The following is a 13,383-nucleotide window of genomic DNA, read 5'->3' as shown; positions in this document are numbered from 1 at the left end:
TGCCGTCAAACAGAGCGGAACACATTACTTGATGACCAACAGCATGCGTTGGTTGCCGCGACGCAGCACTAAACGGCAGGCAACATTCTGGCGCTCACACTCTGCCAAAATGGCCTTGAGCTGCTCGGCAGACTTCAGGGGTTCGCCAGCAGCCGATTCAATCACGTCACCCACTTCCAACCCACTCTGGTCAAATTCACTGTCATCCTTCAGTTCAGTGATGATCAATCCGGAATTCAGATTGCTGTATCCGAACCGTTTGGCGGTTTGCGGTGTGGCGGGTGTCAACTGAGCGCCACCAAACGAGCCCGTTCCGAACTCTGCCAACGCATCACCGGTTCGCTCTTGCAGATTCACAGTCACCTGCATCGGCCGGCCACGTCGATCAATCTTCATGACCACTTTGGATCCGGGAAGACGACTGGCAATATAATTGCGCAGCAAGTCCAATCGCTTGACTTCGCGACCGTCCACTTCAGTGACAACATCGCCGGGACGAATGCCAGCGCGGTCGGCTGGTTTATTGTCCAAGACTGATCGAATCACGACACCACGCGACACCTTCAAATCCAGCTCCGCGACCGTGTCCTCATTCACAGGCCCCAGTTCCGCTCCCAGAAAGCCGCGACGGACCGAACCGGATTCAACAATCGATTCAAACACCGGTCGAGCGAGCGACACCGGAATTGCAAACCCGATCCCGGCACTCGATCCGGTGCGCGACATGATCGCAGTGTTGATTCCGATCAACTCGCCACGCAGGTTCACCAGTGGACCACCGGAGTTACCAGGATTGATCGCGGCATCGGTTTGCAGGAAGTCTTCGAAGCCGTCACCGTTACCAACGATGCCTCGAACCCGATTTTTGCCGCTGATGATTCCTGCGGTCACGGTTTGGTCCAATCCAAATGGGCTGCCAATCGCAACGCACCAGTCACCGACTTGAACATTGTCGGGATTGCCAAACGGAATCGGCTCCAGCCCTTGTCGGTCGATCTTGATGACGGCGACGTCGGTTTGCGGATCGGTGCCAATGATTTTTCCTTCGACAGTACTCCCGTCGCTCAGTTCGACTTCTAGTCCATCGGCGTCTTCAACAACATGATTGTTCGTCAGGATGTAGCCGTCGGTGCTAATGATCACACCGCTGCCCACGCCACTTGCTTGGCGCTCTTGCGGGCGATCGAACAAGTCTTCAACCCCAGGTGCAATCCCCCGTGGCAAAACGCGCGGACGAACCGAGCGTTTCACAGTGGTATTGATGCTGACCACGCTCGGTCGCGCGTATTCGGCCACGTTGCGAAAGGCCTGGGAAAGCCCAACAGCGGCCTGCAAATCCTGCGCTGGCAGCGGCGCCCGTGAGCGATTGTCCAGGTTGGCAGAAGCATTGGGACGGTTCAAGGTCTCCGCGACCGGATCATGTCGCAGGACCTCTGGAGTGCTCATGACGACACCGGTGACAAGACTACCGATCAGCATGGCGGCGAGCACAGCGCTCATGTGTTTCCATTGGTTGATCATTCGTTTGAACTCCATCTTTCGAATTTGTAAATCGATTAACGTTCAATGACGTGAGGGGCAAGAAGCCTGGCACGTGCAGTACAGTTTCAGCTGCCGAAAAGTTCGAATCTCAGCCGCCGAGGACCACTGGAGCCCGGGATTTCGCTAATCATGCTGTCAAAATTGCAGGCTAACACTCAGTGGCCAGGCCATGAATTGCAAACCGCGGGCCAATCGATTCCCTTTTCGCTAGCGGCGACTGAGTTTCTTGTATAGACAATCTATGCCCGAATACCGTACGTTAGGGGAAACCGACATCGGATTTTCCCGCATGATTTTCCCGCTGGAAATGAAGTATTCTCCAGCCCTGGCGGCCAGAGGTGGCGCCTTGGCTCAGTCCGCTCTGATAAACCAAGGCGGCTTACCCCAAATAATGACGAATGACAGGCCTGCATGATCCAGAAGCGATCACCCGCAGGTAGAGTTTCATTCAGTTCAGGCGGTCGGATTGCCGATGCTGGAAGCATTGGTTTACCAGAGGCTTAACCAACCCGTTCCCACAGCGTTGCAAAGGCGTCACAGATGCGAGACATACTGACAGTGATTCTGGCCGGCGGTCGAGGTTCAAGATTAGAACCACTGACCCGTGACCGCGCAAAGCCTGCTGTCCCTTTTGGTGGCCTGTATCGCATCATCGACTTTGTCCTTAGCAATTGTCTGAACAGTCAAATGCGACGACTGTTGTTACTGACTCAGTACAAAGCACAGTCGCTTGATCGTCACATCAACTTGGCCTGGCGACAATACTTCTGCCGTGAACTGGGGGAATTCGTCGACGTCGTCCCTCCCCAGCAACGACTCGCTGGTGATTGGTACAGCGGCACCGCCGATGCGGTTTACCAAAACATCTATGCGATCGAACGTGAGTCTCCTGAAGAAGTGATGATCCTGGCAGGTGACCATATTTATAAAATGAACTACGGACCGATGGTTGAATACCATCGTCAGCAAGGGGCCGACATCACGATCGGTGCCCTGCGAGTGGGAATCGAGCAGGCGCGACAGTTTGGCGTCATGCAAGTTGATGCGGATCAACGTGTGATTGGATTTGAGGAAAAGCCTCAACATCCGACACCACTGCCCGAGAATCCCTCGCTGTGCTTAGCTTCAATGGGCATTTATGTCTTCAATGCAAGATTCTTGTACGAGCGTTTGTGTGCTGATGCGACACAACCGGGCAGCAACCATGACTTTGGCAAAGACATCATCCCGCGAGCGATCCAAGATTCCGTCGTCTGTGCGTATCCATTCCTGGATGAGAATCGCAAGATGGACGCCTACTGGCGAGACGTGGGCACGATCGATGCCTACTACGAAGCCAGCATGGACTTAATCAGCATCGATCCCCAATTGAACCTGTACGACGACCACTGGCCGATGCGTGCTTACCAGCCCAACCTGCCACCGCCCAAATTTGTCTTTGGCAGTGAAGGTGGCTCGACGCGTCGTGGTGTCGCGATGGATTCAATGGTCTGCCAAGGCGCGATCATTAGCGGTGGTGAAGTGGCGCGTAGCATCATCGGCCCCGGTGTCCGAGTGAACAGTTACAGTAGCGTTCAAGACAGCATCTTATTTGACGATGTCTGTGTCGGTCGCCGCAGTCAGCTTCGCGGTGTGATCATCGACAAAGGCGTACAAATCCCGCCTGAAACCTCCATCGGCTTTGACCCGGAATTGGATGCGGCCAGAGGTTTTCAAGTGACCGATAGCGGGCTGGTCGTGATCAGTCGCGACCATGAAATCACACCGCAACCCTCAGCGGTCCCTGCGCCAAAATCAACTCGCATCGTTCGCAGCACCGAACAGAGCGCGAAAGAACTGCCCATCGACTAACCGATTGACATCAACTGCAAATGACAAACCGCATCGCGGCCAATTGTGCCGCTGCGAGGTCCATCCTGACACGTTGACGGGGTTGGATGTAACGGCTAGGCAAACAACTTCATCGGCTCGTAACTGGCCCCCAAGGCCGTTTCGGCATCGCCGCCCAGCCAGTCTTGAATGATCCCCGCGTAGACGGTGCGAAAATCAATTTGGTGCTTCAAATCGCCTTGCTGCAGATCAGTGAGATCCGCTTTCTGGCCCAGCAATCCTGGCTTGAGAGACTCGCCACAGAGCATCATCACCCCAGCCGCTCCATGGTCGGTACCCTCACTTGCATTCTCTGCAACGCGGCGTCCAAACTCACTGAAGGTCAAAACACAAACCTGCTGTGACAACTGGTGATGTTTGAGATCTTTCATAAACGCCGTCACCGCCTCGCTGTATTGCCGCAGGAGCGCAGCGTGCGAATCAGCTTGCTTGGCATGAGTATCAAACCCGTCGAGTTCAACGTAGTAAACTCGAGTGCTGAGCTGCGACGTGATCAACTGGGCGACCATTTTCAGCTTGGCACCCAATCCAGATTCTGGGTAATCAACGGGAGTCTCGTAATCCTTGATGGCACTGGTAATGCGTTCGCTGGCGGCAATCGCGTTAGAAGTGCTGGAATTCAGAAAGCCTAATAGGGATGAATCCGCTGGCGCGGTTGGCGTTGCCTGATCTTGCATCGGTTGGTTGCCCAGCAACTCGCTGACGACGGCCGATTCATCACCACGCAACTGAAATCCTTTCAAGCTTTTAACGGTCGGAATCGTCAAATCTCGGGAGGCCAACGCCAGCGGCTGGGCGTTGTGCCCAAGATGCATCGCCGGAGCATCTCCACTCCGAGGCGATGATTGCGATTGCAAGTAACGGCCGATCCAGCCTTCTTCGGTCCGCTGATCTTTACGAAAGCAAGTGTGCCAGATATCCATCGATTCAAAATGAGATCGATTGGGATTTGGATAGCCTACGCCTTGGATGATCGACGCATTGCCCGCTTGCAACAGTTCGTTGAAGCCGCTTAGTGAAGGATGCAAGCCATGCTCATCATCCAACTTCAACACATCACTGGCCCCGATTGACAACTTGGGGCGAGCAGCCGTGTACGCGTCATCGTTGTACGGCACCAGCGTGTTCAGGGCATCGTTGCCACCGGATAACTGAACCACCACCAGGATTTGCCCCGAGTCTGATTCGCTGGCAGCAGCAATTTGTTGAAAGCAGGCTGGCACCACAGAAGAGGTGCCAACGCCTACCGCCGCCGTGCCAGCGGCAGCTTGCTTGAGCCACAATCGTCGATTAAGTGCAGAGTTTTGCATCGAACGTTTCTCAGTACAGTGAAGACAGTCAGAATCTGTTGAATCAAGATCATTCCAAGTCACACGAATGAATGATCTGCATTAAGTGAATGGCGATTAACCGAGCTGGAACGTCGGTTGTGACGCAACCGCATGAAGCAGTCCACGATGCCTAGCCTCTTTGTCCTTGCCAAACTTGGGAAAGGATTCGATCAGCGTTTGCCGCGTCTTATCAGGTAATGCAGTGACCATCATTAAACGCTGGTACAAATCAATTGCCGCATCGGGGCGATCAGCTTTGATCCGTTTGAGATAATCACTCAAGCCACCTTGGTCGAATTTGGTATCCGGATCACGCACCAGATCACGAATCAGATTGGCTCTTCCCAGCAGCGTCGATGAATTGATCCAATCGCGCCCGCCCGCCCAGCCTTTTACGTTAGGCGGATAAAACAATCCCTGGCCGATCTCTCGAATGCCCTCGGCAATTCGATGGCTATTACTCGTCGCTTTCAGACCACGCATCAAGCCGATCACCAAGTGCGCCGGCGACTTAATTTTGCGATGACGTGCCCATGAGGACTGAAACAGATTGCTGCCGAGCATCAGCTTTAACGTCGGCAAAAGTTGCAAATCTGACTGGCGAAGCAGCTCGGCGGGTTGTTCCAACAATGACTTTGGTGTGGTGACTCCATCGGCGATCAAATACCGAAACAGCTTCTCGCAGATAAACAATGGCATGGCTTCCTGTGCCAGCACAATGTCAACGGCCTCTTCGCCATCAAAGTTGCCGGTCTTAGAAAGCACCGTCTTGCTTCCCGAATCGTGCTGGTAGCGGTTCTTGCGAAACTTATTGTTGCGAACTTCCCAGCCGGTAAAGCATCGCGCCAGTTCCAAGACATCGTGCTCGCTGTAATTCCCCTCGCCTAGGCAGAACAATTCCATCAACTCACGGGCAAAGTTCTCGTTGGGGTGCGACTTGCGATTAGAGACTGAATCAAGGTAAATCAACATTGCCGGGTCTTTGGCAATGCTCTGTGTCATCGCGGCGATGTCGCCAAAGGCATGCTGTCGCAGCATGCGATTCTGTTGCCACATCAGACTGGCTTTTTCAACCTTGTCTGCGCCGGTGGCAAAGTGCCCATGCCAGAACAGGACCAAGTTTTCCAAGGCCGGCTCGGGCGTAAACAGCAGCCGATAAACCCAAGCTGCCGAGAGCGTCATTGGGTTATCACTGGCCAACAGCGTGTCAGCCATTTGATCGGAAACCTGCTCAAAGACTTCTCCGTTGTCGGCTTTCGCCAACAGCAAATCAACCGCCTGAGCGGGAGTTCCCGAGGCAAGTGTCTTGATGCGGGCATCGTCGGCACCAAAACTTGCTCGCCGCACCAAATGCGCCGCGGCGTCAAAGTTCCACGGATCACTGTCGCTGGGCTGAAACGACTGCCAAGCCCATTGCGGATCAAGACTGTTTAGGAACAACTGCTCAGAAGAGGCGTTCATTGCAACGTCACTTGGAGGGTGGAAACGAAGTTCATCCTGAAACCGGGACAGTCCTAGCAAGCAGTTTAGTTCGATGTTACGAATCGCACTTCCGTCGAAAACTTCAAATGCTGATCATCCGTTCGCAATTGTATGGTTGCATCTTTGAACATGGACAGAAGATTAAACAGGATGCCGATCTCAGCCTCTGCAGCTTCCATGCCGTGCCCTTTATCAAGCATGCTTTGAGCAACAAGCTGCTGTCGGTTCTGTTCCAACACCGATCCAATGGGCGCGACTTCGAAATGCATCAAACCATTGTCACCCGGTTGAACCAAGTTTGGCTGATCGGCCTTTGCTTGGCACATTGCAGTCGCCAGTTCGGTTGTGCTGGCCAGCACCATGCGATCGCCGCTAAACGCCAAAGACGGTGAAAAGTTGTACTGAATCGGTGCCTTCTTCCAGTCTTGCTTGTCAATCGGCGGGACGAAACTGGCGATCACACCGCTGACTTCGCCTTCCTTTAAGAAATCCAAATCCAATTGCGGTTGGCCATTCATCGCGCTAACGATGTTCAAAAAGCCGACAAAGCTTTGGAAGACTCGCCTGAACTCACGCGTGGTGGTCTCCGCGTCAATCATCTGCACTTCAATCGCAAACGCGGGCAACTTGATCGCTGGCAACGGTGCCTTGTCAGAAAAGGTTTGGGAGACCACGATCCAGCTGATCCCCGGCTTTAACGCTCCAAGAATGTCTTCACCAAAGTCACGCCCCGAGAACAACGTTGTTAACGTGGTGTCCGCTTGCGCCAGTTCCTCGTTCGCGTTGTCAGTCATCAAATCGGGGCTCAGCAACCACATTTGGCCCAGGTCGCGATAGAGACTGCCGCGATGCAAAGTCTCTGGTAAACTGACAATCGCCGGCGCCGTTGCCCTGCCATCTTCACCGAAAAAGTACTGGCGTGGTTCGATGTTCTCCGGATCGAACGCGCTGGCAGCTTGCAGGCGAATGGCTTCGTTGCTGAGCTGAAAACCCACCGCAGCATAAGGTGTGTGCTGCAAATTGCCGACCAAGCCACCAAACAAAAACTCTGCGACGAGATTGTCTGTCGTTCCGCGATAGATCTCCGGTGCCACGTTGAGTGCTCGGATCGCTTCGACATCAACATAACCACGCAAATTACACTGTTGAACTTGCTTCAACGCCGCCTGGTAACGACTGTTTTTTGCGAGTGATTGATCAAAGGTTTTGTCGGCATAGTTGTCGATGATCAATCGTCCTAAGTCGCTATTGTTGGTGATCAGCAACCATTGATCCATGATCGCCATCTTTGCTTTGTCGGTAATTGCATAGGCATCGAAACCTCGATACTCAGCTTTCTTTGATTTGCCCAGACTGTTGTTGGCCAACTGAATGGTGCCTAGCGCAAGTGTTGAAAACTTTTTCATGTCTTCGGCATTGCTGCCTTTAATCAAGACGGCAACACCTTGGGTGGGTGCATCCAGTGCGATGCAGACACCACCGGAAGTGAATGACTTCAGCGCCTGCTGCCAGGACATTTCGACTTGGCCTTCGAAGCCCTTAAGAATGTTCTCTAAAAAAGCCAACTGAGGAGCCTGCATCGCTTGTTGCCCGACGGGCGATTGCTTGATCTGCTGCGTCACCGAATGGTTCAAAACCGTCTCGACCAGTCCAGCCAAATCGGGCGCGTCGGCATAGGCGACCACGCTGTCTGGCAACAGATCGGCGGCCGTGAGTTCCTGGTCGGGCTCGGCGGCAACGGACGTGTGTGCTGTAACGCCAGTGACAAAGACTGCCAGCAGCAAAGCAAAACCACGTGGAAAAAGGCGTGAATGACAGAGAGAACGAGAACGCATGATCGGCACCGCATGCTGTGCGAAAAGAAAAAATGCAGCAAAAGAAGTTTTAACACCGAGCATTGGCAAGAGTTTCGGGGCTGCAAAAAACCGGATGGTTTTGCGCCCCGATCTGGCTGTGCCCCTGCCCATGTCAAAAAAGTTTGCCACCGAACGACTAGTAGTTTACTTGATTCGTCGGACGGGCGTCAAAATTGGCTAGCGTCCAAGAAAATATTCGTCAGCTGCTGAAACCACTTCCTCTTGCCCCAACAAGTATCGCTCATCTCGCTGACCGGTGCGGCGGTCAGCGGTCGATTTGACAATCACTCGAATTCCATCGGCCAACGAGAAGGTTTGAGCAAGCTTTGCGGCCCACTGCAACTGATACCTGGCTTGCGGATAGACCGGAACCCACCGCTGCTGAAGAGAAAGCTGCCCCAAATCTAAGGTGAGCCAGCGGTCGTCGAACTGGGATTCCAACAACGTCTCGCGCAGCGACTCGGGCAGTTCGCTGGCCGAGGTTTCATGAATCTGGATCAGAGCTCGACTGCTGTGCGGCGCATAAAGCGCCCAACTCGCCCAGTGATCCCAATAGCCGAAACGTTCACTCAGTGGAGCCAACAATGCCAGCACAACAACCCCTCGCGCGACATAGCCCACCCAAGGCATTGAAGCCTGTCCCTGGCCTCGCTCAGATGACTCGGAAGCACTGGATGCCTGATCACCGGCAGGCTGTGGCAGGAAGAGCAGCGCACTCTGGACAGCCAGAACAGTATTCCACATCAACACTCCATAGCTATGATTCAGCGACCAGGGTCCCAGCAAACCAATCAATGTGATGTGCATCACGATCGCCAACGCGCCCCCGAGTCGTCGGGTCTTGGGAATCGCGATCAGGATGGCAAACCCCAATTCGGCCGACGGCAAGAGCAAGGCAAGCTTGGCTGCGACACCCTTTTCAACGCCCATCAACGGGGACAGCAGTGTGCGAACAAACTGCGTGCCAACCGTCTGCGCGAACTGGTAGTCCAGCTTTCCAGTCGCACTGTAACAGTAAATGCTAATGGCAATCGCGATGATCCAAGGTCGTGCTTGTTGCCAGGAAAGTGACGCCAGCAACATGGCATACAAGCAGCACTGAATCGCCCACGGTTGCAGGTGTTGCTGGTCAACCACAAACAGCAACAACAGACCGCTAAACGGAAACCACCACAGCCTTGTCCGTTGCGGCCGAAAGAGAATGGCAACGACTCCGATCAGGACCAACGCAAGCCCGATCCAGCCCAGTGATGCCAGTGCAGCAACAGGCAGTGGCAGGCTGGGAATCGGTGGGTAATCAGCAGCATCAGTGCCTGCGAATCCAATCGGCAACCACAGTGGCGCAGTCGCCGCCATCAAAGCCAGCAACGCCAAGGCGACAAATCGGCAAAACCGCTCGCCAGAGCATGGGCGGAGAAAGTTGCTGGGCTGGTTGTTCATGCGTCAATCTCTTGCTGCGGAAGCCCTTGCCACCGTCATCTCTCAATTCCAATCGTGCATCAGACGTCACGCTGGCACTCACTGGATCATAGGCCAAATCCTGACCACATTGGGAGCGATTGTCGGCGTGTTGACCGCAAATGCTCGCCAGCCAGCCGGCACGGTGCTAGCCAACCCAGTCCAGCACTGGCCAATCCAGCACTGGCCAATCCAGCACTGGCCAATCCAGCACTGGCCAATCCAGCACAGGCCGGAAACTTAGCGGCCAGATTCAAACAGGTTGATCGCACCAAGAGCTATGATTTCCCATTCACTTTCCGCGCCCATACAATAGAGACTTCTGTTTTCACCCAACCGATTCGTCTGCGGTCAGCCAGCGGGCGGATAGCAGGTCATCACGAGACGAGAAAATCATCATGCACAATCCCTGGGGCTTGCTTGTCACCGCTATCGGCTTGCTGATCTTTCTTGGTGGGCTCACCGAGTCCAACTTCATCCTCTATCGCCTGATCACGGCACGTTCACGCCTGCGTTGGGGAGACCACGTGCATCGGTTCAGCATGGTTGCAGGGACTCTGATGGCAATCTTCGGTGCTCTGGTTGCCTTTGGCCTGATTGGCCGATAGCCCAGTCGGCCGATAGCCCAGTCGGCCGATAGCCCAGTCGGCCGATAGCCCAGTCGGCCGATAGCCCAGTCGGCCGATAGCTCAGTCGGCGAGCTCGCCTCATCTGCGATGTGAACGGGATGAAATCGGCCACCGCAAATGCGACCGTGGTAACCGTTAGAGGAAGTTGGCGAAACACATCATCACAAGGATGCGATATCGCCCAGGCACTGTATCCATCGCCCAGGCACCCCATCAATCGCCAAAGCACCCCCAGCAGGATTCGAACCTGCGCAGACGCAGCTTAGGAAGCAACCGCTCTATCCTCTGAGCTATGGGGGCGTGAAAGCGCATCTGGGTTGGGGGAATCAAGCGTCATCACTTGCAAGCCCCACGCCCCACTGACACGACGGCAATTGTATCCACGCGTTGGCATCTTGTCGCCCCCTGCCATCAGCAGATGGCGATCAGCAGATGGCCATCTGCAGAGGCGATCGCTGGAGAGACGGCATCGCGTTTGCTGCGGGTCTGAGATCAATTGCGGTCCTTAGAACGGCGCTTCTTCGTCGCCGACTTGATTGAACGCGTCGTTGGCGTCGCTCACACGCTCGGTGCCATTGTCACTGTTGGCGCCATCCCCGGTCACGCGAAAACTGAGTGCTTCGACGTTGACAAAGAAACGCACTTCGCTGTTCGCATCCTTCTGCCAGCGGCGACCACTTAGGCGGTACGTGATTTCAACTTCGTCGCCTTCATTCAGTTCGTCCACCGAGTCACAGGCATCGCGTGTGAATTCAACCGGGACAAAGTTAGTGAAGCTGCCTTTGTCCTGTTCCAGCACGACCATTCGTTTGCGAAAGCCCTTGCTGCCGTAGGTTTTGGTTTCTTCGATCAAGTGAATGACGCCGGTGACGGTTGGATCACTGCTCATTTGTATTCTGTTCTATCTAACGTTTCGTTGTGGGTTGATGCGGCCAATGGCCATCTGGCAAGCATTGCTGCCGGGAAGCCCCGCCAGCGATGTTCCGAATTGTAGCCGCACCACGGGGCCATTTGCGAGGGTGGGCAGCGGGAAACTTCCCCGACCAACGCAAAAGCCGAATCTCGCCCAGCTGGGCCCTCGCAGTGGACCCTCCGAATCCCCACCCCCGCTGGCCCTCCCTTGATCGGCGAAATCACACAGGGGCGTGGTACGAATTCCCAGACATTGGACTACACTTGCGAAGGCCGATGGTGCCCGGTGATGCGTCTAGACGTCGCCGCGTGGGTCCGCCAACCCCCAGCCCCACGCTTGCTGGCTGCGTCCCCTTCTGCGAGGTAGCCCCCCGCGAGAGTCAGGCACAGCAAGCGAAGCAAACCACAGTACACTGTCTGCTCTGAGCGACAGCCAATCCGTCCCTCTCTCCCTGTTTAGGAACCCTTGCACGATGAACTACATTCTGCGTCCTGCTCTGTTGATCACCTTGGTCGGTTTGCTGGCCGGCCCAGCCATGACCGCCCAAGCTCATGATGGTCATCCACCCGCCGAATCAGGCATGACGGTCTTGTTCGATGGCGAAGGCCTGGAAGGCTGGGACGGCGACCCACGTCTTTGGTCCGTTCGCGATGGTGTGATTCACGGCGAAACCACTCAAGAGAATTCGACCAAGGGAAACACCTTCTTGATCTGGAAGGATTCAGCCAAGGACTTCGAACTCCGCTTGTCGTTCCGCTGCAACGCTGTCAACAACTCGGGTGTGCAATACCGATCCAAACACCTCACAACCGGCAAGAAAGCAAGCAACCAATGGGTCCTGCAAGGCTACCAGCACGAAATTCGTAACGAAGAAAACTTCCCAAACGTGCCCGGCTTCATCTATGACGAAAAGGGGACGCGCGGACGCATCTGCTTGGCCGGTGAGAAAGCTGTCTGGACAAAGGACGGCAAGAAGGTTGATCCCGAAGCACTAATTTCAGCCAGCGAGTTCAAAGAACTGATGAAGGTCGACGACTGGAACGATATCGTGATCATCGCCAAAGGCAATCGCATTCGCCACTACTTGAACGGCCACTTGATTCTGGACTTCACCGACGAACATCCAGAAAAAGCACTCAGCGAAGGCCGAATCGGACTGCAATTGCACGCCGGAAAACCAATGTGGGCGGAGTTCAAAAACATCCGCTTCAAAGCCCTGTAAGCATCGGCTCAATCCATTCGACTCGCGAGGTCTGCATCTCTGGCAGGCCTCGCGACCGTTGCTCACGTGCCTCTAAGACATCACGCTCAAGAATCAGCGGTGCGCGAACTGCACTTCTGTTCATTGCTCACCAACGCACTCTCATCAATGGTGACGCTGACGCCTGAGCAACAACGCACTCAAGAGCCCCAAGCATAACGGCAACAGCACCGCCGGCTCGGGAACCACCGCAACGGTGATCGTACTCTCAAACGCTGCAACGCCAGCACCTTCAGAGTGCGCTTCAGGACGCTGAAACACGGGCTCCACCATCGACGCAATCTCAGTGCCTGGATCACGCAAGACAAATGAAGTGGTTCGTGAGCCGCTTGCATCTGCTTGGCCCAGCACATCCAGCGTGACCGAATCCCCCGCACTGAGCTCCAACCCACCATAGTCCATCGTGAGCGTCGCGATCCGTAGCGTTTCGTCATCAGCCAGCAACCAGGGCGTTGGATCACTTAGATCGGCGAACGCATCCAGGGAAACCTGAGACTCGAAATCCACGCGACTGCCAAAACCTTGGCCGTCGAACCAGGAATCAAATCGCGGACTGATCTGCAAATCCACACGCTGATAACCACGACCTTGGTCAAGAGTTCCCAAACCCTGGGCTGCCTGATCGAAACGCTGAATTCGACTGAAATGCAGATCCAGGTTGACGAACTCAAGCTCTTGGCCGATGGAACTGCCCCGCGCCTGGATCATCAAGTCGGATTCAAACGCCGTCTCGCTGACAGCTTTGGCAGCCGTTAAATAAGCCACCAATTCTCCATGACACCGAATTTCCGCGGGATCAGGTCTCACGAGAGCGACGACCAAGGCGGCGATCAAGGCGGACAATTTCATGGTGACCTAGGGCAGCTTGTGGAGGGCTGTGAAAATCGGGAATCGCAAGGCCGCTAAAAAATGCTTGCATCTTACGGGGGGATCGGTACCATCTAGCGGTTCGTGCGGCCACTTAAGTTTATCAGGAATGGGGGTGCCTTCGCTACAGGCTGCCTCGGCTTTTCTTCTTCCT

At 54.8% G+C, this 13,383-nt stretch carries 10 protein-coding genes, 1 tRNA gene and 1 pseudogene; 4 read left to right on the top strand and 8 right to left on the bottom strand.

Translation table 11 applies throughout. The features are described 5' to 3' along the window. Positions 1–24: 24 nt before the first annotated feature. The gene (locus SV7mr_RS02055; RefSeq protein WP_145268759.1) at positions 25–1,521 is read right to left on the bottom strand and encodes a Do family serine endopeptidase; all 1,497 of its coding nucleotides are present in this window, start codon (positions 1,519–1,521) and stop codon (positions 25–27) included. Between the two features lie 555 nt (positions 1,522–2,076). On the opposite strand from SV7mr_RS02055, the pseudogene glgC reads away from it, so the two are divergent. After that, positions 2,077–3,393: pseudogene (glgC, locus tag SV7mr_RS02050) on the top strand (glucose-1-phosphate adenylyltransferase); the annotation flags it as partial. 95 nt (positions 3,394–3,488) lie between these two features. Here glgC and SV7mr_RS02045 read toward each other — a convergent pair. From SV7mr_RS02045 to SV7mr_RS02035, 3 genes are all read right to left on the bottom strand, one after another. Beyond that, entirely contained in the window at positions 3,489–4,742 is a 1,254-nt protein-coding gene (locus tag SV7mr_RS02045; protein WP_145268755.1) for a DUF1501 domain-containing protein, read from the bottom strand. A gap of 96 nt (positions 4,743–4,838) precedes the next feature. Continuing rightward, positions 4,839–6,224, bottom strand: a complete 1,386-nt coding sequence (locus SV7mr_RS02040) for a DUF1800 domain-containing protein (RefSeq protein WP_145268753.1) — start codon at positions 6,222–6,224, stop codon at positions 4,839–4,841. A 65-nt stretch (positions 6,225–6,289) separates the two neighbouring features. Further along, positions 6,290–8,080, bottom strand: coding sequence for a hypothetical protein (locus SV7mr_RS02035; RefSeq protein WP_145268751.1), 1,791 nt, complete (start codon positions 8,078–8,080; stop codon positions 6,290–6,292). On the opposite strand from SV7mr_RS02035, the gene SV7mr_RS02030 reads away from it, so the two are divergent. Next, positions 8,079–8,282 (top strand): hypothetical protein, encoded by a 204-nt coding sequence (locus tag SV7mr_RS02030; RefSeq protein WP_145268749.1) that lies wholly within the window; start codon positions 8,079–8,081, stop codon positions 8,280–8,282. The genes SV7mr_RS02035 and SV7mr_RS02030 overlap by 2 nt on opposite strands. Here SV7mr_RS02030 and SV7mr_RS02025 read toward each other — a convergent pair. Next, positions 8,279–9,541 (bottom strand): hypothetical protein, encoded by a 1,263-nt coding sequence (locus SV7mr_RS02025; RefSeq protein ID WP_145268747.1) that lies wholly within the window; start codon positions 9,539–9,541, stop codon positions 8,279–8,281. The genes SV7mr_RS02030 and SV7mr_RS02025 overlap by 4 nt on opposite strands. Before the next feature lie 416 nt (positions 9,542–9,957). Here SV7mr_RS02025 and SV7mr_RS02015 point away from each other — a divergent pair, with 416 nt between their 5' ends. Continuing rightward, positions 9,958–10,167, top strand: a complete 210-nt coding sequence (locus tag SV7mr_RS02015; RefSeq protein WP_145268743.1) for a hypothetical protein — start codon at positions 9,958–9,960, stop codon at positions 10,165–10,167. A 247-nt stretch (positions 10,168–10,414) separates the two neighbouring features. On the opposite strand, the gene SV7mr_RS02010 is transcribed toward SV7mr_RS02015, so the two are convergent. Beyond that, a tRNA-Arg gene (locus tag SV7mr_RS02010) sits at positions 10,415–10,488 on the bottom strand. Positions 10,489–10,693: 205 nt separating this feature from the next. Next, positions 10,694–11,077: a DUF3127 domain-containing protein gene (locus tag SV7mr_RS02005; RefSeq protein ID WP_145268741.1), complete on the bottom strand. Its 384-nt coding sequence runs from the start codon at positions 11,075–11,077 to the stop codon at positions 10,694–10,696. Positions 11,078–11,573: 496 nt separating this feature from the next. On the opposite strand from SV7mr_RS02005, the gene SV7mr_RS02000 reads away from it, so the two are divergent. Further along, complete coding sequence (locus tag SV7mr_RS02000; RefSeq protein ID WP_145268739.1) at positions 11,574–12,323, top strand: 3-keto-disaccharide hydrolase; 750 nt, start codon at positions 11,574–11,576, stop codon at positions 12,321–12,323. Positions 12,324–12,467: 144 nt separating this feature from the next. Here the strand turns inward: SV7mr_RS02000 and SV7mr_RS01995 are convergent, their stop codons facing one another. Beyond that, positions 12,468–13,211 carry a PEP-CTERM sorting domain-containing protein gene (locus SV7mr_RS01995; RefSeq protein ID WP_145268737.1) on the bottom strand — a complete coding sequence of 248 codons (744 nt, stop codon included), beginning with the start codon at positions 13,209–13,211 and terminating at the stop codon, positions 12,468–12,470. Between the last annotated feature and the right edge of the window lie 172 nt (positions 13,212–13,383).

Origin of the sequence: Stieleria bergensis, from assembly GCA_007745635.1 — a bacterium.
Classification (GTDB): domain Bacteria; phylum Planctomycetota; class Planctomycetia; order Pirellulales; family Pirellulaceae; genus Stieleria; species Stieleria bergensis.
Note: the sequence above shows the minus strand (reverse complement) of the source record. Positions and strands in the feature narration are given on the sequence as shown.